Annotated in this window: 27 protein-coding genes; 12 read left to right on the forward strand and 15 right to left on the reverse strand. The window is 68.8% G+C overall.

Annotated elements, in window-relative coordinates:
* Nucleotides 1-11: 11 nt before the first annotated feature.
* The 6 genes from U5A56_RS11465 to U5A56_RS11490 all read left to right on the forward strand — a co-directional run bounded on the left by U5A56_RS11465 (nt 12) and on the right by U5A56_RS11490 (nt 4,230).
* The gene (locus U5A56_RS11465) at nt 12-398 is read left to right on the forward strand and encodes a DUF350 domain-containing protein (protein ID WP_014898735.1); all 387 of its coding nucleotides are present in this window, start codon (nt 12-14) and stop codon (nt 396-398) included.
* 26 nt (nt 399-424) lie between these two features.
* Nucleotides 425-1,477 (forward strand): SPFH domain-containing protein, encoded by a 1,053-nt coding sequence (locus tag U5A56_RS11470; RefSeq protein ID WP_321922385.1) that lies wholly within the window; start codon nt 425-427, stop codon nt 1,475-1,477.
* 9 nt (nt 1,478-1,486) lie between these two features.
* Entirely contained in the window at nt 1,487-3,007 is a 1,521-nt protein-coding gene (locus tag U5A56_RS11475; protein WP_321922387.1) for a DUF4178 domain-containing protein, read from the forward strand.
* A complete protein-coding gene (locus tag U5A56_RS11480; protein ID WP_170296473.1) occupies nt 3,007-3,153 on the forward strand; it encodes a hypothetical protein in 147 nt (48 codons plus the stop codon). Before U5A56_RS11475 ends, U5A56_RS11480 begins: the two co-directional genes overlap by 1 nt.
* A complete protein-coding gene (gene speD / locus U5A56_RS11485) occupies nt 3,150-3,527 on the forward strand; it encodes an adenosylmethionine decarboxylase (protein WP_321922389.1) in 378 nt (125 codons plus the stop codon). The genes U5A56_RS11480 and speD overlap by 4 nt, the downstream gene beginning before the upstream one ends.
* A 106-nt stretch (nt 3,528-3,633) precedes the next feature.
* A complete protein-coding gene (locus U5A56_RS11490) occupies nt 3,634-4,230 on the forward strand; it encodes a DJ-1/PfpI family protein (protein ID WP_321922391.1) in 597 nt (198 codons plus the stop codon).
* Nucleotides 4,231-4,248: 18 nt separating this feature from the next.
* On the opposite strand, the gene U5A56_RS11495 is transcribed toward U5A56_RS11490, so the two are convergent.
* Nucleotides 4,249-4,701, reverse strand: a complete 453-nt coding sequence (locus tag U5A56_RS11495) for a type II toxin-antitoxin system RatA family toxin (RefSeq protein ID WP_044848960.1) — start codon at nt 4,699-4,701, stop codon at nt 4,249-4,251.
* Nucleotides 4,702-4,885: 184 nt separating this feature from the next.
* Here U5A56_RS11495 and U5A56_RS11500 point away from each other — a divergent pair, with 184 nt between their 5' ends.
* Nucleotides 4,886-5,926 (forward strand): bifunctional nicotinamide-nucleotide adenylyltransferase/Nudix hydroxylase, encoded by a 1,041-nt coding sequence (locus tag U5A56_RS11500; protein ID WP_044848961.1) that lies wholly within the window; start codon nt 4,886-4,888, stop codon nt 5,924-5,926.
* A 74-nt stretch (nt 5,927-6,000) separates the two neighbouring features.
* Entirely contained in the window at nt 6,001-7,434 is a 1,434-nt protein-coding gene (locus U5A56_RS11505) for a nicotinate phosphoribosyltransferase (protein ID WP_321922394.1), read from the forward strand.
* Between the two features lie 148 nt (nt 7,435-7,582).
* Here the strand turns inward: U5A56_RS11505 and U5A56_RS11510 are convergent, their stop codons facing one another.
* Complete coding sequence (locus tag U5A56_RS11510) at nt 7,583-9,061, reverse strand: PLP-dependent aminotransferase family protein (RefSeq protein ID WP_321922396.1); 1,479 nt, start codon at nt 9,059-9,061, stop codon at nt 7,583-7,585.
* 126 nt (nt 9,062-9,187) lie between these two features.
* Here U5A56_RS11510 and U5A56_RS11515 point away from each other — a divergent pair, with 126 nt between their 5' ends.
* The gene (locus U5A56_RS11515; protein ID WP_124485338.1) at nt 9,188-10,075 is read left to right on the forward strand and encodes a DMT family transporter; all 888 of its coding nucleotides are present in this window, start codon (nt 9,188-9,190) and stop codon (nt 10,073-10,075) included.
* A gap of 67 nt (nt 10,076-10,142) precedes the next feature.
* Here the strand turns inward: U5A56_RS11515 and U5A56_RS11520 are convergent, their stop codons facing one another.
* From U5A56_RS11520 to U5A56_RS11555, 8 genes are all read right to left on the reverse strand, one after another.
* A complete protein-coding gene (locus U5A56_RS11520; RefSeq protein ID WP_044848965.1) occupies nt 10,143-10,760 on the reverse strand; it encodes a hypothetical protein in 618 nt (205 codons plus the stop codon).
* 70 nt (nt 10,761-10,830) lie between these two features.
* Nucleotides 10,831-11,448 (reverse strand): hypothetical protein, encoded by a 618-nt coding sequence (locus U5A56_RS11525; RefSeq protein ID WP_044848966.1) that lies wholly within the window; start codon nt 11,446-11,448, stop codon nt 10,831-10,833.
* 111 nt (nt 11,449-11,559) lie between these two features.
* Nucleotides 11,560-12,180, reverse strand: coding sequence for a hypothetical protein (locus U5A56_RS11530; RefSeq protein WP_321922399.1), 621 nt, complete (start codon nt 12,178-12,180; stop codon nt 11,560-11,562).
* Nucleotides 12,177-12,719: a hypothetical protein gene (locus U5A56_RS11535; protein ID WP_044848968.1), complete on the reverse strand. Its 543-nt coding sequence runs from the start codon at nt 12,717-12,719 to the stop codon at nt 12,177-12,179. Before U5A56_RS11535 ends, U5A56_RS11530 begins: the two co-directional genes overlap by 4 nt.
* 55 nt (nt 12,720-12,774) lie before the next feature.
* Nucleotides 12,775-13,935, reverse strand: a complete 1,161-nt coding sequence (locus tag U5A56_RS11540; protein ID WP_321922401.1) for a poly(3-hydroxybutyrate) depolymerase — start codon at nt 13,933-13,935, stop codon at nt 12,775-12,777.
* A 166-nt stretch (nt 13,936-14,101) separates the two neighbouring features.
* On the reverse strand, nt 14,102-14,548 hold the full coding sequence (locus U5A56_RS11545; protein ID WP_044848970.1) for a lysozyme: 447 nt from the start codon (nt 14,546-14,548) through the stop codon (nt 14,102-14,104).
* Entirely contained in the window at nt 14,532-15,491 is a 960-nt protein-coding gene (locus U5A56_RS11550; protein ID WP_321922403.1) for a DUF2589 domain-containing protein, read from the reverse strand. The genes U5A56_RS11545 and U5A56_RS11550 overlap by 17 nt, the downstream gene beginning before the upstream one ends.
* Nucleotides 15,492-15,506: 15 nt before the next feature.
* A complete protein-coding gene (locus tag U5A56_RS11555; protein WP_124485342.1) occupies nt 15,507-16,199 on the reverse strand; it encodes a DUF2589 domain-containing protein in 693 nt (230 codons plus the stop codon).
* 283 nt (nt 16,200-16,482) lie between these two features.
* Here U5A56_RS11555 and U5A56_RS11560 point away from each other — a divergent pair, with 283 nt between their 5' ends.
* The gene (locus tag U5A56_RS11560; protein ID WP_044847586.1) at nt 16,483-17,166 is read left to right on the forward strand and encodes a helix-turn-helix transcriptional regulator; all 684 of its coding nucleotides are present in this window, start codon (nt 16,483-16,485) and stop codon (nt 17,164-17,166) included.
* A 101-nt stretch (nt 17,167-17,267) separates the two neighbouring features.
* On the opposite strand, the gene U5A56_RS11565 is transcribed toward U5A56_RS11560, so the two are convergent.
* The 5 genes from U5A56_RS11565 to lysA form a co-directional block, all read right to left on the reverse strand.
* Nucleotides 17,268-18,332 (reverse strand): hypothetical protein, encoded by a 1,065-nt coding sequence (locus U5A56_RS11565; RefSeq protein ID WP_052664806.1) that lies wholly within the window; start codon nt 18,330-18,332, stop codon nt 17,268-17,270.
* 1 nt (nt 18,333) lies between these two features.
* Nucleotides 18,334-19,452, reverse strand: coding sequence for a hypothetical protein (locus U5A56_RS11570; RefSeq protein WP_321812029.1), 1,119 nt, complete (start codon nt 19,450-19,452; stop codon nt 18,334-18,336).
* A gap of 59 nt (nt 19,453-19,511) precedes the next feature.
* Nucleotides 19,512-20,153, reverse strand: coding sequence for a hypothetical protein (locus U5A56_RS11575; protein ID WP_321922406.1), 642 nt, complete (start codon nt 20,151-20,153; stop codon nt 19,512-19,514).
* 20 nt (nt 20,154-20,173) lie between these two features.
* Complete coding sequence (locus U5A56_RS11580; RefSeq protein WP_124522381.1) at nt 20,174-20,782, reverse strand: ribosome-inactivating family protein; 609 nt, start codon at nt 20,780-20,782, stop codon at nt 20,174-20,176.
* Nucleotides 20,783-21,182: 400 nt separating this feature from the next.
* Nucleotides 21,183-22,421 carry a diaminopimelate decarboxylase gene (lysA, locus tag U5A56_RS11585; RefSeq protein ID WP_124485349.1) on the reverse strand — a complete coding sequence of 413 codons (1,239 nt, stop codon included), beginning with the start codon at nt 22,419-22,421 and terminating at the stop codon, nt 21,183-21,185.
* A gap of 109 nt (nt 22,422-22,530) precedes the next feature.
* Between lysA and U5A56_RS11590 the strand changes: the two genes are divergently transcribed.
* Together U5A56_RS11590 and U5A56_RS11595 are read left to right on the forward strand one after the other, a co-directional pair.
* The gene (locus tag U5A56_RS11590; RefSeq protein ID WP_321922632.1) at nt 22,531-23,445 is read left to right on the forward strand and encodes a LysR family transcriptional regulator; all 915 of its coding nucleotides are present in this window, start codon (nt 22,531-22,533) and stop codon (nt 23,443-23,445) included.
* Between the two features lie 75 nt (nt 23,446-23,520).
* Entirely contained in the window at nt 23,521-24,120 is a 600-nt protein-coding gene (locus U5A56_RS11595; protein ID WP_321922408.1) for a GNAT family protein, read from the forward strand.
* The last annotated feature ends 64 nt before the right edge of the window (nt 24,121-24,184 follow it).

The raw sequence follows: 24,184 nt of genomic DNA on the forward strand, positions 1-24,184 counted from the left end.
CGAGGAAAAGAATGAATAGTGCCTATCTTTATGCGGTTCATTTGCTGTCGGCGTTCGTGCTGCTTTTCGTGTTCGCGGCAGTGTACCTGAAGGTCACCCCGTTCGACGAACTGGCCCTGATCCGCGACGGCAACGCGGCCGCGACGCTGTCGTTCGGCGGCGCGCTGGTCGGCTTCTGCCTGACGCTCGCGTCCAGCATCGCGCACAACTCGACGCTCGGCGAAGTCGTGCTGTGGGCGGTCGGCGCGATGGCCGTGCAGCTCGTCACCTACGCGGTGCTGACCCGCCTGATTCCCGGCATGAACCATGCGATCGAGGATCGCAACGTCGCGATGGGTGGCCTGATGGGCACCGCGTCGCTCGTCGTCGGCATCATCAATGCCGCCTGCCTGACCTGACACGCCACGCGTCCTGGGAGACCGACATGAGTCTGGGTTCGTTTATCCGCAAGCAGTTCATCGACGTCCTGCAATGGACGGAAGACACCGACGGCGTGCTGGCCTGGCGCTATCCGATGGAAGACCAGGAGATCCAGTACGGCGGCCAGCTGACCGTGCGCGAAACGCAGGTCGCGATCTTCGTCAACGAAGGCAAGGTCGCCGACGTGTTCCAGCCCGGGCTGTACAAGCTGGAAACGCGCACGCTGCCGGTGCTCACGTACCTGAAGAACTGGGACAAATTCTTTCAATCGCCTTTCAAGTCGGATGTCTACTTCTTCAGCACGCGGCTGCAGCTCGGCCGGCGCTGGGGCACCGCGCAGCCGGTGACGATCCGCGATCGTGAATTCGGCTTCGTGCAGCTGCGTGCGTTCGGCATCTACTCGTACCGGATCGTCGATGCGGCCGCGTTCCACCGCGAGGTGAGCGGCACGCGCGCGCAGTACACGGTCGACGATCTCGAGCAGCAGCTGCGCAACCTGGTCGTCACCGCGATGAGCACGACGTTCGGTTCCGCCGACGTGCCGTTCGTCGACATGGCCGCGAACCAGACGCTGCTGTCGCAACGCGTCGCCGAGGCGCTGGTGCCGGTGTTTACGCGCTACGGCCTCGCGCTCGATGCGTTCGCGGTCGAAAGCGTGTCGCTGCCCGCCGAGCTGCAAAAGGCGCTCGACCTGCGGATCGGCGCGGGGATGGCCGGCGATCTCGCCCGCGCGACGCAATACCAGACGGCGCAGGCGATTCCGCTGGCCGCGCAGAACCCGGGCGGCATCGCGGGTGTCGGCGCGGGGCTCGCGGCCGGCGCGGTGATCGGGCAGGCGATGGCCGGCCAGATCGCGGGCGCCGCGCAACCGGCGCCGGCCGCACCGCCCGCGCCCGTCGCGGCACCGGTTGCCGCCGCGCAGCCGGCCGCAGCGGCCGAAGGAACCGATTACGTGCAACGCCTCGAACAGCTGAAGGCGCTGCTCGACAAGGGCCTCGTCACCGAAGAGGACTATGCGCGCGCGAAGGCGGATATCCTCGCGAAGCTCACCCGGTAAGCGTCACGCATGTTCAGTACTTCGTGCCCCCAGTGCGGCGCGCCGGTCGAGTTTCGCTCGGCGGCGGCGGTGATGGCCGTCTGCGCGTTCTGTCGCAGCACGCTGCTCAAGCGCGGTGCCGACGTCGAGCGCATCGGCGAGCTGGCCACGGTGCTCGACGACGCGTCGCCGATCCAGATCGGCACGGCCGGGCGCTACGGCAAGCGCGCGTTCACCGTGCTCGGCCGCATCCAGATGACCTACGATGCCGGCATGTGGAGCGAGTGGTACGTCGTGTTCGACGACGGTGCATTCGGCTGGCTGTCGGATGCGTCGGGCCAGTACGCGGTCACGGTGCGCGAGCCCGACGATGCGTCGGGCGGCGCGTGGCCCGCGTTCGGCACGCTGGAGCCGGGCATGCGGATCGACCACGGCGGCCGTGCGTATCTCGTGTCCGACGTGCGTACCGCGCGCTGCACGGGCGGCGACGGCGAGTTGCCGTTCCGCATCGATGCGGGCTGGGAAGCGCGCGTCGTCGACCTGCGCACCGGCAACGCATTCGCGACCTACGACTATTCCGACGCCGAGGCGAACGGCGGGAGCCCGGCCGTCTACAGCGGCGAAGCGATGGCGTTCGACGCACTCGCATTCACGGGACTGCGCGATATCGACAACGATACGCGGGAGAAACCGGGCGCGCAGATGGTGCCGTTCGCGTGCCCGAGCTGCGGCGCGCCGCTGTCGTATGCACCGAACCTGGCCGACTACGTCGTGTGCGGCAGTTGTCACGCGGGCGTGCAGTGCACGGCCGAGCAGCAGACCGTGTTCGCCGCGCAGCGCAAGCTCGATGCGGTGAAGGGCGCGCTGGAACTCGGTGCGACCGGCACGTTCGACGGCGTGAAGTACACGGTGATCGGCATGATGCGTTGCCGCGTGCCGGACGACGACGAAACGTGGGACGAATACCTGCTGCTGAACCCGAAGCGCGGCTTCCTGTGGCTCGTGCAGAGCGAAGGGCGCTGGGAACGCGTGCAGGTGCTCGATCACTGGCCGACGATCGGCGGCGAGTCCGACGTCACCGACGAAGGCAAGACCTATCGACTGCGCGAGACGTACGACTCGGAAGTCGTGTACGTGGTCGGCGCGTTCAACTGGCGCGTGCAGGTCGGCGACCGCACGTCGATCGCCGACTACGGCTGGCAGAAGGACAAGCTCACGCGCGAGCGCAGCGCCGCGGAAATCGTCTGGTCGCGTGCGCGGCCGCTGTCGGCCAGCGCACTGGCCGAACGCTTCGCGACGCCGGCGCTCGCGACGGCGGCGGTTGCGTCCGCAACGGGTTCCGCCGGGACGTCGACGGGCCTGTTCGGCGCGAAGCAGCCGCACAGCTTCGCACCGCTGCCGATCGTGTTCAGCGCGATGCTCGTGATCTTCAACATGGGGTCGCTGTTCTCGTTCAGCGGTCGCTCCGTCTACGTGCTGATCGGCCTGCTCGTGCTGTGGCTGCCTGAATGGTTGTGGAAGGGTTTCGCGTCCGACGGGGGCAACTCGTAATGCGTTACATCCTCTACGGACTTTACGGGCTGATCGTCGTCACGCTGTTCAGCTGCGCGTCGCTCGGCGGCAGCGGTTCGGGCGGCAGCGGGTGGGGCAGTTCGTCGGCGCGCAGCGGCTATTCGTCGTACGGGTCGCACAAATGACGGCGCGTGACGGTATCGCCGCGCCGCGTGCGATGCTCGGCTCGCACGTGCTGGCCGATCTCGCCGGCATCGACGCGTCACTGCTGCGCGACGCCGCGCGGCTCGAGACGATACTCACCGACGCTGCGCAGCAGGCCGGCGCACGCGTGATCGGCGCGCACTTCCATCATTTCGGCGGTGAGCATGGGGTGACGGGTGTCGTGCTGCTCGCGGAGTCGCACATCACGATTCATACGTGGCCGGAGCACGGCTTCGCGGCCGTCGATGCGTTCATGTGCGGCGCCGCGCGCGCGGCCGAGGCGGTCGATGCGATCGCCGCCGCGCTCGGCACGCACGCGCAGGTCCGGCAGCAGGTGGCGCGCGGCGTCGCGTAAGCGGTCGGGTTGCAGGCGCCGGCGGCGCGCGCGCGATGACGCGCACGCACCGATGGCGCGAACCGCTTATGATCGGGCGGTACCACGTCTCCACGCAGAGGCCCCCATGCACATCGCCATCCTGACCTTCGACGGTTTCAACGAACTCGATTCGCTGATCGCGCTCGGCATTCTCAACCGGGTCAAGCAGCCGGGCTGGCGGGTTTCGATCGCGAGCCCGACCGCCCGCGTGCGCTCGATGAACGGCGTGACGATCGACGCGCAAGCGTCGCTGCAGGACGCCCGCGATGCGGACGCCGTGCTGGTCGGCAGCGGTGTGCGGACCCGCGAGGTCGTCGCCGATGCCGCGTTGATGGCGCAATTGCAGTTCGACCCCGCGCGGCAATTGCTCGGCGCGCAGTGCTCGGGCACGCTCGTGCTGGCGAAGCTGGGATGGCTCGGCGATGTCCCTGCGTGTACCGACCTGACCACGAAGCCGTGGGTGCAGGAAGCCGGCGTGGCCGTGCTCGACCAGCCGTTCGTGGCCAGCGGGAACGTCGCGACCGCCGGCGGGTGCCTGTCATCGCAGTATCTGGCCGCGTGGTTCATCGCGCGTCTGGCCGGCGTCGAGGCCGCGCGCAGTGCGATTCACTATGTGGCGCCGGTGGGCGAGAAGGACGATTACGTGTCGCGCGCGATCGCGAACATTTCGCCGTTCCTCTGATGCGCGCGGCGTCGCGCGTCAGTGCGGCAGCGCTTCGGCTTCGGCCCAACGCTTGAACGAGTCGAGACGCCGGCGCGTGTGCACGAGATAGAACGCGCCGATCAGCGGTTCGAGCAGCCAGCGCAGCCAGGACGGCTGCGCACGGAAGTGATACGTGAACTTCACTTCGGTCGTGCCCGGTGTGTGCTCGGTGAAATTCCAGCTGCCGCTGAAGCGTTCGAGCACCTTCGGCCCGTCGACCATTTCGACGGCCGCGACCTGCGGCGGACGGTACGAGATGTAGCGCGACACCATCGTCGCGCCCGACTGGCTGCGGCAGAACGCATCGACGCCGACGTCGGCCGTCATTCCGTCGGGCAGGTACGCGTCGGCAAGGAAGCTGTCCCACACGAGCCGCCGCGCGTAGTCCTGCGACCACGTGAAGAGGCGTCTGCGATCGACGCCGACGATCCGGCTGACTGAGATCCTCATGATGGGTAGCAAGCGCAACGCTGTAATCGGGATGAAATCGAGTGTAACCCGCCAAAGCCGCGCAATTCTTCAGACTTCGTCAAGTCGAGCGCGCGCTCGATTGACCTTCTCCGGGAATTCCCCTACGATCGATTCCATGCCTTCGGGAAAGACCCGAAGCGTTTCAATCTCTTGAGGGAGCCTCATGAGTACGCAACAGAACCGGCGCTTCGACGCGCTCGTTTTCATTGGTCGTTTCCAGCCTCCGCATCGTGGTCACCTGAACGTGCTGAAGTCCGCACTGAGCCGGGCCGAGCGCGTATGCGTGCTGATCGGATCGACCGACAAGCCCCGCACCATCAAGGATCCGTTCTCGTTCGACGAGCGCCGCCAGATGCTGGCTTCGCTGCTCGAGCCGTCCGAGCGCGAGCGCGTGACGGTCGCGCCCGTGCAGGATACGACGTACAACGACGGCGACTGGGTGCGCTGGGTGCAGGATGCCGTGGCCGCCTCGCTCGGCGAGGTCGCGCAGCGCAGGGTCGGGCTGATCGGCCACGAGAAGGACGCCACGTCGTATTACCTGCGGATGTTCCCGCAATGGGAGCTCGTCGACGTCGATGCGACCGAAGACATCTCCGCCACCGAAATCCGCGATCAGTACTTCGCCGAACGCACCAACAGCTTCGTGCAATGGGCGGTGCCGGAACCGGTGTTCGGCTGGCTCGAACGCTTTCGCACGCAGCCGGCATTCGCCCAGCTGAAGGCCGAGGCCGAATTCATCGCCGGGTATCGCAAGGCGTGGTCGGCTGCACCGTATCCGGTCACGTTCGTGACGGTCGACGCGGTGGTCGTGCACTCGGGCCATCTCCTGCTCGTGCGCCGGCGCAGCGAACCGGGCCGCGGCCTGTGGGCGCTGCCGGGCGGGTTCGTGAACCAGGACGAACGGCTCGACGCGGCCTGCATCCGCGAACTGCGCGAGGAGACCGGCCTGAAGCTGCCGGAGCCCGTGCTGCGCGGCTCGATCAAGGATCGCCAGGTATTCGATCATCCGACCCGCTCGCTGCGCGGCCGCACGATCACGCACGCGTGCCTGTTCAACTTCCCGACCGGCGAGTTGCCGCGCGTGAAGGGCAGCGACGACGCCGACAAGGCGCGCTGGGTGCCGCTCAACGAATTCGCGCAGATGCGCAACGTGATGTTCGAGGATCACTTCGAGATCGCGTATCACTTCCTGGGGAAGCTGTGACACGCTGATTCCCCGGATTCCGGTCCGCCGCGACAGACGCGGCGGCACTTCAACGGCCTAGAGGAGCTCTAGCCATGCAAAACGATCCCGGCGGCTTTGCCGCGGTTCTCGCCAATCCGATCCTCAACACGGATTCGTACAAGGCTTCCCACTTTCTGCAATACCCGCCCGACACGCAGGCGATGTTCTCGTACGTCGAGTCGCGCGGCGGCCGCTATGACCGCACGCTGTTCTTCGGCCTGCAGATGTTGCTGAAGGACTATCTGTGCCGGCCGGTCACGCACGCGATGATCGACGATGCGCGCGATTTCTTCGCGGTGCACGGCGAGCCGTTCAACGAGGACGGCTGGCGCTATGTCGTCGAGCGCTACGACGGCTACCTGCCCGTGAGGATCCGCGCGGTGCCCGAAGGTTCGATCGTGCCCGTGCACAACGTGCTGATGACCGTCGAATGCGACGACCCGAAGGTGTTCTGGCTCGCATCGTATCTGGAGACGATGCTGCTGCGCGTGTGGTACCCGGTGACGGTCGCGACGCGCAGCTGGCATCTGCGGCAGACGATCCGCCGCTTTCTCGAGAAGACCGACGACGATCTCGCGCAGCTGCCGTTCAAGCTGCACGACTTCGGCGCGCGCGGCGTATCGAGCGCGGAGTCGGCCGCGATCGGCGGCGCGGCACACCTCGTGAGCTTCATGGGTTCGGACACGGTGCTCGGCGTGCTGGCCGCGAACCGCTTCTATCGCGAGCCGATGGCCGCGTACTCGGTGCCCGCGGCCGAGCACAGCACGATCACGTCGTGGGGGCGTGAGCACGAAGCCGATGCGTACCGGAACATGATCGCTCGCTTCGGTTTGCCCGGCGCGATCGTGTCGGTCGTGTCGGACTCCTATGATCTGTTCGCCGCGCTTGAACTGTGGGGTGGCCCGCTGCGCCAGGCGGTGATCGATTCGGGCGCGACGCTCGTCGTGCGTCCCGATTCGGGCGACCCGGTGAAGATCGTGTTGCAGACCGTGCGCGCGCTCGACGCTTCGTTCGGCTCGTCCGTGAACGGCAAGGGACGGCGCGTGCTGAATCGCGTGCGCGTGATCCAGGGCGACGGCGTCGACGAGCTGTCGATCGACGCGATCCTGTCCGCACTCGACGACGCGGGTTATGCGGCCGGCAACGTCGTGTTCGGGATGGGCGGCGCGCTGCTGCAGCAGGTGAATCGCGACACGCAGCGCTTCGCGATGAAGTGCTCGGCGATCCGGCGCGGCGACGTGTGGCACGGCGTGAGCAAGGATCCGGTTACCGATCCGGGCAAGCGCTCGAAGCAGGGCCGGCTCACGTTGCTGCGCAATCGGCGCACGGGAGAATACCGGACGGTGACGCTGCCGGTCGCGTGGGACGATCGCGCGCTGGAAGGCGAGTGGGATGACGCGCTCGAAACGGTGTTCGATACCGGGCGGATGCTGGTCGATACGACATTCGCCGAGGTGCGGGCGAGGGCGCACGCGGGGGAGGCGTGATCGGGCGACCGGGGCGGCGGCGTGGCAACGTCAGCCGCCGCCCCGGTCGCGCTCAGGCGACGCGGGCGACGAGGGCGTGCAGCACGGCGTCCGCGTCGATTTCGTCGCGGAAATCGTGGCGACCGGCAATTAGCGCGATCGCCCGCCGTCAACGTTCGCCGGCGAGCGCGCGCCCGTTCGTGTCCGGTTGCGCGACCGCGTGCTCCGACATCCGCGCCGCCTCCATCGCCCGCCCGAGCGCATCGAACACCGCCGGCCCCTTGCAGCGCGACACGTTGAAGCGCATGAACGACGTCGCGCCGTGCGACGCGCTGAACACGTTGCCCGGCGCGAGCACCACATCGTGGTCGAGCGCATGGCGCGCGACGCGCGCGGCATCGAGCCCGTCGGGCAGCTCGGCCCACACGAACAACCCACCGCGCGGTTCCGTCCAGATCCCGAGCCCGGCGCGCGCGAGCCGCCGGATCGTTTCGCCCATCGCATCGGCCAACTGCATACGCAGGCCGTCGAGATGGCGCCGGTAGGTGCCGTCGACCAGCAGCCGGTGCACGACGTTCGCGCCGATCTGCGCATTGCCGAACGACGTCGCGAGCTTCAGGTCGACGAGCGCGTCGATCCATTCGGGGCGCGCGGCGATGTAGCCGCAGCGGATCGCGGCCGACAGCGTCTTCGAGAAGCTGCCGATCGACACGACGCGCGAGAGCCCGTCGAATGCCGCGAGGCGCGGCGCGGGCGTGCTTTCGAAATCCGCGAAGATGTCGTCCTCGACGATCAGCAGGCCGTGCTCGGCCGCGAGCGTGAGCAACCGGTGCGCGACCGGCGGCGCGAGCGTCGCGCCGGTCGGGTTGTGCAGCGCCGCGTTCGTGATGTACAGGCGCGGCCGGTGCTCGGCGAGCACTTGCTCGAAGCGCGCGAGATCGGGGCCGTTCGGCGTGTACGGCACGCTGACGATCCGTGCGCGATGCGCGCGCAGCAGCGCCTGGAAGTTGAAGTAGCAAGGATCGTCGAGCACGACGGAGTCGCCCGGCTCCAGCAGCAGCCGGCACACGAGATCGAGCGCGTGCGTGCCGCCGTCGGTCAGCATGATCTGCGCGGGCTCCGCATGAACGCCGTGCTGCGCGAGCCGCCATGCGAGCTGCTGGCGCAACGCGGGCAGCCCGAGCGGTGTCGCGTAGTCGGTCAGCGCGTCGGGTTCGTCGCGCGACACCGCGCGCAGCGCACGTCGCAGGCTCTCGTCCGGCAACCACGACGACGGCAGCCAGCCGCAACCGGGCTTCACCGAGCCGGGCGCCGCCTCGAGCGCCTGGCGCGACAGCCACAGCGGATCGAGTTCGCGATCGAGGCGCGGGCCGAGTTCGGCGAGCGCGAGCGGCGGCGCATGGCCCGACACGTAGAAGCCGGAGCCGCGCCGCGCGACGAGCACGCCTTCGCTCGCGAGCCGCTCGTAAGCGTCGACGACGGTCGATTTCGACACGTGCAGCGCGTCGGCCATCATCCGGATCGACGGCACGCGCGCGCCGGGCATCAGCGCGCGGCTCGCGATCCGCGCGCGCAGCGTATCCATCACGGTTTCCACGCGCGTGCGCGACGGCGCGGGCGGAGCAGGGTCTTGCACGGAACGGCTCATGGCGGGAGGGAACTGTACGGCCGGTTGTCCAGTACAGTTTGTCCGAATTGTATTGGGCTGTAGCTTACGCGCTTTTCGCGGGCGGCGGATCATCGGTCATCCACCTTGTTCCGACCAGGATTTTCCGTGCAAAAGACGACCGACGGATGGCTCAGCGGCCTGCTGGGCGTGATCATCTTCAGTGGCTCGCTGCCCGCGACGCGCATCGCGGTGCAGGGGCTCGACCCGCTGTTCCTCACGTTCGCGCGCGCGACGATTGCCGGCGTGCTCGGCCTGATCCTGCTCGTCGCGCTGAAGCAGAAGCGGCCGACGCGTGTCGAGACCGCGTCGCTCATCGTCGTCGCGCTCGGGGTCGTGGTCGGTTTTCCGCTGCTGACCGCGCTCGCGCTCAAGCACGTGACGTCCGCGCATGCGATCGTGTTCGTCGGGCTGCTGCCGCTCGCGACCGCGCTGTTCGGCGTCTGGCGCGGCGGCGAACGGCCGCGGCTGCCGTTCTGGGTCTTCTCGCTGGTCGGCAGCGGCGCGGTGGCCGCGTTCGCGCTGCGCAACGGCGGTCGAGCGTCGGTGGCGGGCGATGCGTTGATGCTGGCCGCGATCGTCGCGTGCGGGCTCGGCTATGCGGAGGGCGCGCGGCTGTCGCGCCAGCTCGGCGGCTGGCAGGTGATCTCGTGGGCGCTCGTGCTGTCGCTGCCGGTGATGCTGCCGCTCACGTGGTTCACGTGGCCCGCGACGTTCGACGGCGTCGACGCCGCCGCGCTGTGGGGGCTCGCATACGTGTCGCTGTTCAGCATGCTGATCGGCTTCGTGTTCTGGTATCGCGGCCTCGCGCTCGGCGGGATCGCGGGCGTCGGCCAGTTGCAGCTGCTGCAGCCGTTCTTCGGTTTCCTGCTCGCGGCCGGGCTGCTGCACGAGACGGTGCCGCCGTCGATGCTCGTCGTGACGGTCGTGGTCGTCGGCTGCGTGGCCGGTGCGAAGTATTTCTCGAAGATGGCGCCGGTGCGGCGCGCGGGCTGATTCACGCACGGAGCGGTCGCGCGACGACGTGACGGGTGCCGCCCGTGCGCCGTCGCGCGTGCGCCGTTTACCCCATCACCACGTTCGCGAGCCGGAACTGGTACGCGGTCGCGGTCGTGCCGCCACCGCCGCCCGTCATCACGATGTCGGCGCTCTTGATGCCGAGCAGCGACAGTTCGGTGTTGATGTCGGACAGCACGGCCGAATTCATCACCGCGCCCTGTTCGATCTGCGACGCGGTGCCGATCCACAGTGTCGGCTTGAACTCGAACACGGCCTTCTGGCCCGGCACGATCCCCGTCTTGTGCGCGAGCAGCCGGTTGTCCTTGAAGACCGACGCGGTGATCGCTCCCTGGCTCAGGTCGTTGCGCAGCTGGATCTCGCGCGAGGTTGGCGCGGGGCCGGCGAGCGCGAGCACGTTGCCCGACGTCGAGCGCGACACGTTGAAGACCTGTCCGTTGTCCGCGCGCTTTTGCGGCATGTAGTTGCCGTCGGCATCGCTCGCGGAGACGGTCGTCAACAACGGGAACACGAACGGATGGTTGTCGCCGCGTCCGCAGTTGGTGATGACCTTCCACGCGATCGCGAGCTCGTCGAAGTCCGTCGACACGTTCTTCTGGAAGATCACGATCTGGCTGTTGTTGACGTCGTTCGACAGGTTGACGAAGTTGAGATTGATGTCCATGAGTCACCTTGATTCGATTCGGATAACTGATTGAACGGGCGCCGGCCGTGCGTCGCCGGCGCACGGACCGTTACGCCATCACCACGTTTTCCAGCCGGAACGTGAACGGCGTCGAGCGCGGGCCGGGGCCGCCGCCGGTCATCACGATGTCGGCGCTCGCGATGCCGAGCAGCGACAGTTCCGTGTTGATGTCGGAGATCACCGCGGAATTCATCAGCGCACCCTGTTCGATCTGCGACGCGACGCCGATCCAGATCGTCGGCTTGAACTGGAACACCGCCTTCTGGCCCGGTGCGACAGAGGTCTTGCGCGCGAGCGCGTTGCCGTCCTTGTAGATCGTCGCGTTGATCGCGCCGGCCGGCAGGTCGTTGCGCACCTGCACCTCGGAGCTCGCGCCCGGGTCGCCGCCGAGCTGCAGCACGTCGCCCGAGCTGGAGCGCACAACCTGGAACACCTGGCCGTTCGCCGCGACCTGCTGCGGCATATAGTTGCCCCAGCTGTCGCTCGCGCTCACGCTCATCGTCATCGGGAACTTGAACGGATGGTTGTCGCCCTGGCCGCAATTGCGGATCACCTTCCACGCGATCGCGAGTTCGTCGAAGTCGGTCGCCACATTCTTCTGGAAAATCACGACGCTCGAGTTGTTGGCGTCGTTCGAGCGGTTGATCAGGTTCAGTTGGATATCCACGTCGTTGCTCCTTGAGTTTGAAAAAACGGCAGTCGGTCTGCCGCACACCTTTCCCGCCGGCCCGGCCGCGAAGCCGTGCCGTCAAGCCGGTTCAAGCCGTGTCGGGCGGCACTACGCGCGCACGATGTGTTCGAGCGCGAACGCGAACGGCTGCGCGTCGGTGCCGGTGCCGCCGCCCGTCATCACGATGTCGGCCGCGGCGACGCCCGCCAGCGGCAGCATCGTGTTCGCGCTCGACATCACCGCCGCGTGCAGTGCGCGGCTTTCCTGTACCTGCGACGCCACGCCGATCCACAGCGTCGGCGTGAAGCGGAACACCGCCTTCTGCCCGGGCGCGACCGCTTCCTTCGCCGCGATCAGCCGGCCCGCGCTGAACGCGTTGACGTTCACGGCGCCGCGCCGCAGCCGATTGACGATTTCGATGTCGCCGCCCGGTGCGTCGGCCGGGTCGGGCACGAGCCGCCCGCGTCCGGTCGGCTGCGCGTCGATCACGAAGCGCACGCCGGCGGGCGCCGCGACGCGCGGCGAGAAGTTGCCGTGCTCGTCGCCGAGCGCGACGTCGATGTTTGTCGAGTAGTCGAACGGATGGAAGCAGTCGCGTCCGCAATAACGGATCACCTTCCACGCGATCGCGAACGTATCCAGATCGGGGATCACGTCGCGCTGGAACAGCACGACCTCGCTGTTGCCGCAGTCGTTCGAGCGGTTCACGAAGCGGAGCTTGATGTTCATGATGCTTGCTCCTCATCCGGCGTGCCGCGTTCGTCGCGCAGCGTGCGGTCGGCCCACTGCGCGAGCGCGGGCGCGACGCCGTTCGCGAGCGACGCGACGTGCAGCGCATGCGCACGCGCCTGCGCCTGCAGGTCGCCGGCGAAGCGCCCGAGCGCCATCGCGGCATCGGCCGGGCCGCGCGTGCGGCCGAGATCGTCGAGGTATTGCGCGGCCGCGTCGGCCATCGCGCCCGCGTGCTGGAGGTGGCTCTGCGTGAAGCGCGTCGCGAGATCCGCGTTCAGGGCCGCCAGCTCCTTGACCGCGGCGGCCGAACTGCCGAGCCCGAACCGTTCGAGCTGGCCGCGCCACAATGCGTCGGTCGCGGCCTGGCATGCATCCGTGTAGCGATGGCCGGCGAGCAGCGCGGTGTGCGCGAACGCGCGCCACGCGGGGCTGGCGGACGTGCCGCCGGTGCCGGTCGTCTGCGCGGCGAGCTTGCCGAACAGCTGGAGCGCGTCGGCGTGCGCGCGTTCCCATTGGGCGATGAACGTGGAGAACATGGCGATTCCTCGTGAAGAAGGAGCGATGACGGCGCGGCGGCAGCCGCTACGCGGATTACCGACGCGCGGCGCCGAGGCGCTGCACCATCTGCATCACGGCGGCCATCTGCGGCGCGTCGCGGCGGTAGAAGCCGGGTTGGAGCGGATCGGTGCTCGTATAGCCCCAGAAATCCCAGCAGCCGAGCGGATTGACCGCCGATTTCTCGACCTGCGGATACAGCACGATCAGCCGGTTCGTGTCGGCGATCTCGTTGTAGCCGACGCCGCGAATCATCCGCTCGCCGACGGTCGCGACGTTCTGCACGCAGCCGTGGAAGACGACGTGCACCGCGCAGGTCGCGCGTTCGCAATCGGCCGGCACGTACGCGTAGCCCGTATCGCCGAGCGACGCGCGGCGCTGCGGATCGAACGCGCGCTGGTCGAACGCCAGCAGCTTGCCGCCAGCCTGCGCGGCGGGCGCGTTGAGCGGCTTGTCGGGCGTGCCGTAGATCCAGCGCACGATGTCGTGCGCCTGCTCAAAGCCGCAGTTGTCGATATACGGGCTCGCGTTCGCGCTGCACGCGTTGTCCTCGGGGCGGTTCGTGATGAACGCATGCCCGGCGTCCGGCGATTCGCGGTACTGGAGGCTCGCGGCCGGGACCTGGGCGAGCGTGTAGAAGCGAGCGGTCTGGTCGACGACGCGCGTGAACACCACCGTGTCCTTCGCGCCGCTGAACACATAGATGCGCTGGTTGCGCAGGTTGGCCGGATCGTCGATCTCGCCGCGCTGCGCGAATGCGCGCGCGGCGCGCCATGCGTCGGCCGCGGAGGGCGCGGGGCCGATCGGCTGCATGCACAGCGTGGTCGCGGCCACCGCCGGCGGGATCAGCGCGTTCACGCCCGCGCAATAGAACGGCCCGCCCGCGACGATGCCCGCGCCGATCAGCCGGCTCGAGAACGCGACGTCGAACTGCGCGGCCATGAAGCCGCCGGACGACAGCCCCGACACCGACGTGCGCTGCAGATCGGCGCCGTATGCGGGAAGCGGATCGGCGGGGGCGGCGAGCGCGGCGTGCGGCGCGAGCGCAGCCAGGGCGGCGACGGCAACGGCAACGGTAACGGTGGCGGTGACGGTGGCGGTGACGGCGGCGCAAGCGGTGCCCAGCGCGCGGCGCACTACGTGCGAGGCGGCGGTGCGGGGCAGCGTCGTGCGGCCGGGCGAGCGGGTGACGTTCATGCGGGGCTCCTGTCGTGACGAGTGGTGAATGACAAGGGTTGTAACGGTACGGATGCAGCAAGACTTCAGCGACGGTTTCAGCTTACGGGCAGCCGACGCGCTGCGAAATGGCGCGAACGACACGCACGGCGACCCGTGACGTTCGGCCGGTGCGGCGTCACGTCGCTCACGACAGAAACAGCGCCCGCTCGGCCCGGCGGCGCTTCGTGAGGCCCGCGAGCGGCTTGCCGCCGGCCTTGTTCCAGACGAGGAACTGGTCGGCCGCCCGCGCGCTCGCGCCGGCGTTCAGGTAGCGCAGCAAGGTCGACGAGCGCAGCCGTCCGGCGCCGAGGTTGAAGACGAACGACATCAGCGCATCGAACTGCTGCTGCGTGACCGGCACGCGCAACAGCTTGCGCAGGTTCAGCTCGGCGCCGCGCAGGTCATGCCGCAGCAGCGCCTCCGCTTCGGCCGGCGTCAGCGGGCGCGTGAAGCGCTCGTTCGGCAGGATCAGGTGCCCGTAGCCGATCGTCGGCTTGCCGACCGCGTCGAGATAGCGCGCGAGCCGCAGCCCCTCGAACTGCTTGATCAGCGCGATGCCTTGCTCGCCGGTGCGTTCAGGCTGGTTCGCCATCGTCGTTCTCCTTGCCGCCCGGCCGTGCGCGCGGCACCAGGCGATGCGTGTATTCGTCGATCACGCGCATGATCGCTTCGGGCGGCGGCAGCGCCGCGAACTGCATTTCGATGTCGATGTGCTCGGTGTCGCGCTGCCGCGCACTGCCCGGCGCGGCGTCCTTCTTCTCCGAGCGCGGCGCGAACGTCACGTAGAAGCGGCCGCGCTGGTCGTCGTTGCCCGAGATGCCGCCGGCCGGCAGCGCCTCGGTGAAGTCGCCGCGCACGGTCAGGTGCACGACCATCCGGTCGAGCGCGAGCCCGCGCGGCGTGGCGAGCGCGACGAGCGGCACCGGCATCGTGTGCTCCGCGTCGAGTGCGACCGTGACCTCGCGCGGCGCGAGCAGGCCGTCGTCGCGCAGATCGAAGAACTGGTCGAGCACGGCGGTGTACTGGTGCGCGAGTAGCTGGTTCGCGGCGGCGGCCGCGTGCTGCATCCCGCGTGCGATCTCGTCGAGCGCGATGCCGCGCGGCGGCGGGCGTTCGTCGTCGGCCGGGGCGCCGGGCGGCGGCGTGGGCGGCGCGGGTGGCGTCGGCGAAGCGGGTGGTGTCGGCGCAGCGGGCGACACAGGCGCAGCGGGCGGCAAGCCGCCGGTCGATGCGCCGGCCGCGGCGGCCGGGGCATCATTCACGCCCGACGCGGCGCCGGCCGGCCAGCCGGCGGAACCGGGCGTCGCGTGGCGCGGCGGATCGACGCCTGCCGCCGCCGGCACCGCGCCGCCCGTGCCGGCGACCGCGTCCGGGCCCGCGCCGGCGACCGCGCCGCCATGGCCCGCCACCGCCCCGGCCGCCGGCGGGACCGGCCCGTCCGGTTCCTGCCGGGCAGTGCCGCCACCCGGACGCGCATCTGCGTCGTCGTGCCCGCCGCCGCCCGCGCGGCGCGACCGTCTGAAGAGCCTGAACATGGCCGGTCCGCGCGCTTACGCGTGCGCCGGCTGCTGGGCGCCCGCATCGGCTCCGGCCGGCGCGGCCGCCTTGCCGCCGGCACCCGACGCGTCGCCGACCAGCTTGCCGTCGGTCGGCGTCGCCGGCAGCGGCTTCACGTCCTTCGCGTTGCCTTCGGTGACGACCGGCTTGGTCGCGGCCTCGGTCAGGAAGTCGATCACGCGCATCAGCGCTTCGGGCGGCGACTGGCGCTTCACCTGCGTATGGATCGAGTATTTCGCGCGCGTGTCGGTGCTGCGCGTCTGCTCCGCCTTGTGCGACACGCGCCCGGACACGCTGACGCTGATCGGCCCCCAGCCGAACTTCGCCTGGAATTCGCCGCCGGCCTCGGTCGACGACGACGACTTCTCCGACTGCGTGATCTCCATCTCGAAGTCGATCGTGCCTTCCTCGATCGCGATGATCGGATGGACGATCGCCGCGAGCAGCGGGATGCGCATCGTCTTCTGCACGACGCCTTTCGACACGCCGCTTTCGTCCACCAGCGTCTCGTCGTAGTCGAACTGGACGGCCACGGCCTTGCCGCCCTGGATGCAGACCTGCATCAGGAAATCCGCGTAGCTCTTTGCGGCCTGCGTCTGCGCGCTGATCATCGCCTTTAACGGGCCGGCGATCATTTGGTCCATGGGTAAAGCGTTAATCACCGAGCCAATGAAATTCGCGTCCATGAATAAACTCCTCTTCGTGTTGAAGACAACGGAAATTCGCTGTCGTTATTCACATTAGGAAATTGAAGACGTTTACCAAATATGACGTCCGTCACGTCCGGCGGCCCGGGCCGGCGCGCGGCGGGCATCGGTATGCGCGGCGGGGCGCGGCGTGGACGAATTAGGCCATTCGTCACGGAGCGACGGGCCTAGTGCGCGGTGCGTAAAACAGCGGTAAAAAAAACGCCGGGTAGGGAAGCAAAAAATCCTAAACCGAGCATCCCGATTTCGAGGAAACCGCGCAATGAACGTTCTGATGATCGATAGCCCGCCGTTATTCGTCGCGGGCGTGGCGGACGTACTGTGTAAACGCGATGTCGACTGGCATGTGTGGTCGGCCCGCCGTCCCGAGGACGTCTTGCGCTTGCGCGACGCGTTGCTGCCCGGGACGGTCGAGGCGATCACGATCGAATGCGGCGAGCACGCCGCGCGGCCGAGCTGGCCGAGCGTACTGAACGAGACGTTCGCCGGCGCGCCGTGGCTGTGCGTGGTGGCCGCCGTGTGCCGCCGCACGATTGCCGATGCGCTGCTGGCGGGGGCGGCCGGCATCATCGACCGGCACGCGAGCGCGGACGAATTCGCGGATGCGCTCGGCCGCGTCGCGGCCGGCGCGATCTACGTGCCGCCGAACGACGGCGGCGCGACGCAGGCGCCCCCGGGCGGCGTGCCGGCCGGCGACGATCGCGCCTTCGAGCGCCTCACGCCGCGCCAGCGCGAGGTGCTGCGGCTGCTGGCCGAAGGCAAGTCGAACAAGCAGATCTGCCGTGTACTGAATGTCGCGGAGGGCACGATCAAGAACCATCTGTACGCGTTGTTCCGCCAGATCGGCGTGAGCAACCGGACGGAGGCCGCATTGTGGCTCGCGCGCCACGTGCCGGCCGAGCCGGCCGGATTCACGTTCGCGCCGGCGTGCCATTCGCCCGGCTGATGCGTGCGACGGGCGCACCGATCGGGCCGGCACGCGAGCGTGCCGCGGGCGAAGGCGGGTTTCGCGCTGCGGCGGCAACGGTGCGCCCGCGCCGCGTCGCGCTACTGCCGGGGCGCGTCGGGCGGAAGCGGATCGTCCGCGGCCGACGGCGCGGGGTGGGCCGCGAGCATCGCGCGCGTGAATTCGGCGAGGCGTGCGCGGACGACCTCGGCGGATGCCGCGCCGTCGAGCGATTGCTGCAGATCGAGCAGGTTGGCCGCCAGTTCGCCCTGCCACTGCGCGCGTTCGCTGGCGGCGCGCGCGCGATTCGCGGCGAGCGCCGCGCCGACGTCGGTCGAGCGGTCGCCCTGCACCAGCGTCTCGAGCGTCTCGACGAGCCTTTGCAGCACGCGATGCACGGCCGTCGCCGAGAAGCCGCCGAGCATCGCGAGCGCCGGCCGCCCGAAGTTGTGCATGCTGCCCTGCGCGAACAACTGGGCCGGCAGCATCTGGACGATGATCAGGCCGGCGATCACGCCGAGAATCAGCCGCGCGCCATACGATGCGTCGTATTTCGGATCGTAGGTCGACGCGGCGACGTAGTGGTGCGCCTGGAACAGCGTCGCGAACGACGCGCCGAGCCCCGCGCAGCACAGCAGGAAGGTGGTGTTCCACAGCAGCTGCACGCCGTTGGATTGCAGGAAGCCGCGCTCGATGTTCTCGCCCGACACATGCGGCGACAGGCTCGTCAGCACGACCGCGAGCAGGAAACCGAGCGCCGACCCGGTCAGCAGCCGGATCAGCGGCACCGGGCCGAGCCACGCGAACGGGTGCGCCTGGCGCCGGTGCATGTCGAGCAGCGTGACGGCCTGCGGCGTCGCGGGCGCGACGAGCGTCGCGAGCTTGCGGTGGATCGCCGCGAGCGCGTGCTGCTGCGCGGGCGCCAGCGGCGTGGTGGTCGACGCGCCCGGCGCCGGGTTGGCCGCCGGGTTGGACGAAGCGGCGGCCGCGATCAGCGCCGCGAGCCGCGCGACGAGTTCGGGCTCGATCGGCAGCCCGTGATGGAGCGCGTAGCGCGCCATCGCCTCGCATTCGTCGCACAGCTGCGCGGCGAGATCGTCCGGCGCGCGTGGCGGCTCCTGCAGCGCCGGCCGCGCGCGCCAGCGCCCGAAGCGCGGGGCGCCCATGTCACGGTGCGCCGTCCGCATCCGGCACGTCCACGTCGAACGCGTGGATTGCGACGCGTTCGCGTTCCGCGCTCGACAGGTGGCGCACGCACGGCGCTTCGGCGACCCGCTGCCAGTGCGTCTGCGTGCGGTCGACCGCGAACACGACGACTTCCTTGTGGCGGCGGCCGTCGTTGTGCGCGATGTATTGCAGCGAGTCGGGCACGTCGAACGCGTCATCGGTCGGATTCACGCCGTACGACAGCACGAAGTCGAGCACGAGCGCGCCGTCGTCGAGATGCGGCGGCTTGACGTCGTTGCCGGGATACTCGCGCCATTCGAGGAAGTCGAGGCAGATGTCGATGCCGAACGGCGGCGCTTCGCCGAGCCGATTGTCGAAGCTGTCCGACAGGCGCGGGCCCTGGTACGGCGACGACGGCGGCGCGTCGGCCGTCGCGCTTTGCGGCGACACGTCGCTCGTCTTCAGCACCTCGACCAGCGTGCCGTCGCCGAGCTGGAACGTGTGGGCGAGCGGCGTCTCGAGCGCATCGACCGAGTCGCCGTAGTCGATCCACGACGTATGCCGCTTCGGCCAGATCGCCGCGCGGCGCGTTCCGTCGTCGTCGCCGTCACCATCGCCCCCTGCGCCGCGCGCGAGCGGCGGCAGGAAATTGGTCGTCGCGAACGTGAAATTCAGTGACACGTACGGCCCGACGAACGCGCCGTCATCGGGCACGTCGGCCGCCGTCTCGTGCTTGACGAGCATCGCGACGGTACCGGGCAGGAACACGATCGGCCCGTACTGATCCACCGGAAAGCGATCGGCGACCGCGCCGATCGCGCGCCGCACGGGATCGAGCTGCAAGTCGACGATCGCATGGAGTTCGTCGACATCGTTCAGCGCGTCCCACGGCACGTTCCAGTAGAACTCGGGCGCGGTGACGAACGTGACGCGGCGTGCATCGTCGTCTTTCGCGTCGCGCCGCACGGCTTCGAACGCGCTCGACAGCGCACCGTTCAGGTGATTGAACAAGACCCCCTGCACGCGCGCTGCATACGCATCGAGCGCTTCGTCGGGCGCACGCAGGGGTTTGCAGTCGCATGAATAGCGCACGGAAACGATTCGGACTGGCTGTTTCATGATGGTTTCCTCTTCCTTGATGATGGCGGCGCGGCGCTTCAGGCCGCACCGCCGCGGCTTCAAACGGACGTGATGTCGGTGATCCAGAACCACGGGTTCGCGTACGGCCCGTCGATGACCTTGGCGACGGTCTGTCCGGGCCCCGGATCGAGCGTGCCGGGCACCCAGGCTTCGTAATGGATCGGCGAGAAGTACAGGCGGCCGAACACGTAGTCGAACGCGATGCGCGCGCGATTGCCGCCGCGGAACAGCGCATTCGTGCCGGCGGTGTATTCGACGTAGCCGGTCGTTTGCGCGCCGCCGCCGCGACCGTTCGAATTCGCCTTGAACGCGGCCGCATAGCGTTCGTACAGCTTCGCGCGCTCGGTGAGCCCGGCGAACGGGTCCGTTGCCGTGCCGTAGGCGAAGGTCGGCAGGTAGCGCGGCACGTTCTGGTGGATCTGCCGCATCGCGCCGAGCACGTCGCCGCCGATGTGGCGCCCGGACGGGCCGCGATCGACGACGCGCGCGGACGTGGCGATTTCGGACATCAGCGCCCGCAGCTCGGGCGGCGCGTCGAGCCGCGCGAACGGAATCACGTACATCGGCAATGCGCAGCCGGTCTGCTGCTTGCCCGCGCGCGGCGTATCGCCGGCATTCGCGATCAGGCCGAGTACGAACGCTTCCCAGCGCAGCGACGTGTTGAAGTCGAGTCCAGACATGAGTGGCTCCTTCGCCGGCATCAGGCCGGCTCGCCGAGCGGGAAACCCTTCGCCGCCCAGTTGTTGAAGCAGGCCGTGCGATCGTCGTTCGGCGCGTAGGTCGCGAGCGTGCCGTCGAGCAGGCCGGCGATCGCATGCTCGGTGCGCGCGAAGCGCAGCGCCTCGGACAACGCGATCACGAGCCGTGTGAGATCGGGCTTGAACGGTGCGGGCTTCGACGCGTCCGCCGGCTTGAGTTTCGACAGCGTCCACACGGCCTGATGGAGGTTGCTCGGATTGATCGTCGGCAATGGATCGGTCGCGTAGCCGAGCCAGCCGTACGAACCGTCGCCGCCGAGCGCTGCCGCGCCGGCCGGCGTGCCGCCCGGAAACGGTCGGATGTCGAATACGAAGGTGCCGCCCTGGCTGACGAAGCCGAGCGTGTACAGCGACGCGTCGACGGCGGGGCCGTTCTTCGCGGCTTGCCACGCGAGGTTCAACAGCAGCGACACGCGCGGCGCGCCGGTGTCGTCGCCGATCACGACGTCGACGGCTTGCCGCGTCGCGCGCGTGCCGTTCTGGCGGATCGCGTCGCGGAGTGCCGTGAGGTCGTCCTGGTAGTCACGGCCGGTGGTGAGTCGAAGTTGCACGATGTTCGCTCCTGCAGATAACCCGGCGTTGCTCGGCCGTCGAGACGGCGCGCGGGTCGAAGCGAATGCGCTGCCGTGCGGCCACTGTGCGTGGTGCGCGGCGGGCGAACAATGCGGCAGAAGTCATTGGCCGGGGTGTGACCGAACACCCGGGAAGCGGGTGTCGGATTCGGTCGGCGCAGGTGGAGAAGGGGAGAAGGGGAGAAGGGGAGAAGGGGAGAAGGGGAGAAGGTTCGAAGGGGCGAAGGGGCGAGGCGACCGCGTGTGGAAGATCGGCAACTTCGGCGGCATGCTTCATGCGTTGCCGGGCGGCATGAGCGCCGCGCGCTGAAAAGCACAACGGCCAGATTTGCCGGTAGCGGCAAACCTGGCCGTTGGCGTGACTGCCGCCGAACGCGTGTTACTCGAACGTTTCGAGCGCGAGCAGTTCGTCGATCGTCTGCCGGCGGCGGATCAGCCGCGGCGTGCCGCGATCGACGAGCACTTCCGGCGCGAGCGGCCGGCTGTTGTAGTTCGAGGACATCGACGCGCCGTAGGCGCCCGCATCGTGCAGGAACAGCAGGTCGCCGATCTGCGGCTGCGCGAGCTTGCGGTGCGTGACCACGCCGCCCGCGTCCTGCGTGAACACGTCGCCGGATTCGCACAGCGGCCCCGCGATCGCGATGTCGACGAGCGGCCGGCCGGCCGGCAGCGCACCGTCCTGCGTGTGGACGGACACCGCATGGTAGCTACCGTACATCGACGGCCGCATCAGGTCGTTGAAGCCCGCGTCGATCAGCACGAAGTCGTGCTTCGGACGGCGGTTCACGGCCTGCACTTCGGTGACGAGCGTGCCGGCCTCGGCGACGAGGAAGCGGCCCGGTTCGATCTCGATGCGCACCGCGTGGCCGAGATGCCGTTCGATCCGCTTGCGCGCGGCATCCCACTGGCTGAAGTAGTGGCCGACGTCGACGCGCGGCTCGCCGTCGCGATACGGAATCGACAGCCCGCCGCCGGCGGAAATCGCTTCGATGTCGTGGCCGAGCGACGTGACGAGGTCGACCATCGCGTCGCACACCTGCGACAGGTGGCCGTAGTCGACGCCCGAGCCGATATGCATGTGGATGCCGACCAGCTTCAGCCCGTACTGGCGCACGATCTCGATCGCGCGCGGCACGTCGTCGATCCAGATCCCGTGCTTGCTCTGCGGGCCGCCGGTGTTGGTCTTGTTGCTGTGGCCGTGGCCGAAGCCGGGATTCACGCGCAGCCACACGCGATGGCCGGGCGCATGCTCGCCGACGCGCGCGAGCATGTCGAGCGAGCCGGCATTCACGGTCACGCCGTGCTTCAGCACGGCCGCGAGCGTCGGACGGTCGATCAGGTCGGCCGTGAACACGACGCCTTCCGGCTCGCCCGCCGGACTGAACCCGGCCGCGAGGCTGCGCTCGATCTCGCCGAGCGACACGGCGTCGACGCACGCGCCTTCCTCGCGCATCAGCTTCAGGATATGCAGGTTCGAGTTCGCCTTCTGCGCATAGCGGATCACGTCGAACTGGCGCAGTTGGGCGATGCGGTCGCGGATGACGTCGGCGTCGTACACCCACAGCGGGGTGCCATATTGCTGCGCGAGCGTCGCGAGCTGGCGGGAATCGAGGGACATGGCGGATGAATCGGGTCGAATGAACGGACAGCGTGAATGATGCGCCTGAATGGCTATACAGTAAAATGCCTGTTTGTCGACATTTGATTCATTCCTGATATAGATGGCCATGCTCACACACCGGCACATCGAGGTCTTCCGCGCGCTGATGGTCACCGGCAGCACGACGCGCGCGGCCGAGATGCTCTATACGTCGCAGCCCACGATCAGCCGCGAGCTCGCGCGGATGGAGCAGGTGGTCGGCTTCGCGCTGTTCGAGCGCTCGCATGGCCGGCTGCGGCCGACGATGGCCGCGCTCACGCTGTTCGACGACGTGCGGCTCGCGTATGTGGGGCTCGAGCGCGTCGCGGCGACGGCCGCGCGGCTGCGCGAGTTTCGCGACGGCCAGTTGTCGGTGATCGCGCTGCCGGCGTTTTCGCACGCGATCCTGCCCGGCGCATGCCGGCGTTTTCACGACGCGCATGCGGGCGTCAGCGTGTCGGTCGCGACGCAGGAGTCGCCGGTGCTCGAAGAGTGGCTGACCGCGCAGCGCTACGATCTCGGGCTGACCGAGCACGACGTCGCGCCGGCCGGCACCGTGCTCACGCCGCTGCTCGAAGTCGACGAGGTGTGCGTGCTGCCGGACGGCCATCCGCTGCTCGCGCAGCGCGCAATCGATCTCGCGGATCTCGCCGATCGCCCGTTCGTGAGCCTGTCGCTGAACGACCCGTACCGGATCCTGATCGACGAGGCGTTCGCGCAGCTCGGTGTCGCGCCGCGTTCGGTGGTCGAGACGCCGTCGGCCGTGTCGGTGTGCGCGTTCGTGCGGCAGGGGCTGGGCGCCGCGATCGTCAATCCGCTGACCGCGCTCGATTTCGTCGGGCGCGACCTGCACATGCGGCCGCTCACGCGCTCGTTTCCGTATCGCGTCAGCGCGATCGTGCCCGAGCACCGGCCGAAGAGCCTGCTCGTCGACGCATTCGCCGAAGCGCTGCGCGGCGAAGCGCAGGCGATTCGCGAGCGGCTCGCCGCGTTGCCCGGCTGACGATGGCCGTATGATGGGCGTTTCGCTGCGCGCAGCCTGCTCCTCTTCGTCATCTTCACGGAAACGGAACCCGTCATGACCGATGCTGCATCTTCCCTCGAACAACCGACGCTCACCGGCGAGCGCATCGCGCTGCGGCCGCTCGAAGCATCCGACCGGCAGGCTTTGCTCGATGCGGCGGCGGACGGCGAGCTGTGGAACCTGAAGGTCACGGTCGTGCCGGGCGAGGAGACGGTCGACGCCTATCTCGACACGGCGCTGCAAGGTCGCGCGGCCGGCACCGTGATGCCGTTCGTGATCGTCGAGCGTGCGTCGGGCCGCGTGATCGGCAGCACGCGTTTCTGGAAGATCGACCGCAAGCATCGCAAGCTCGAGATCGGTCATACGTGGCTGAGCGCATCGGCGCAGCGCACGCGTGCGAATACCGAAGCGAAATGGCTGCTGCTCGCGTATGCGTTCGACACGCTGCACTGTGTGCGCGTGCAGTTCACGACCGACGAGCTGAACGAGAAGTCACGCGCGGCGATTCTGCGGCTCGGTGCGAAGCAGGAAGGGATCGTGCGTCACGAGCGGATCATGCCCGATGGCCGCAAGCGCAATTCGGTACGCTTCAGCATCATCGACGACGAATGGCCGGAGGTGATCGAGCGGTTGCGGGCGAAGCTCGCGACCTGACGCGAAGGAGCCGCAGGCGTCGCGCCGCCGGAGAGGGGGGCGGCGACGCGACGAGGGGGGAAGC

It is taken from the genome of Burkholderia sp. BCC1998, assembly GCF_905339875.1.
GTDB lineage: Bacteria > Pseudomonadota > Gammaproteobacteria > Burkholderiales > Burkholderiaceae > Burkholderia.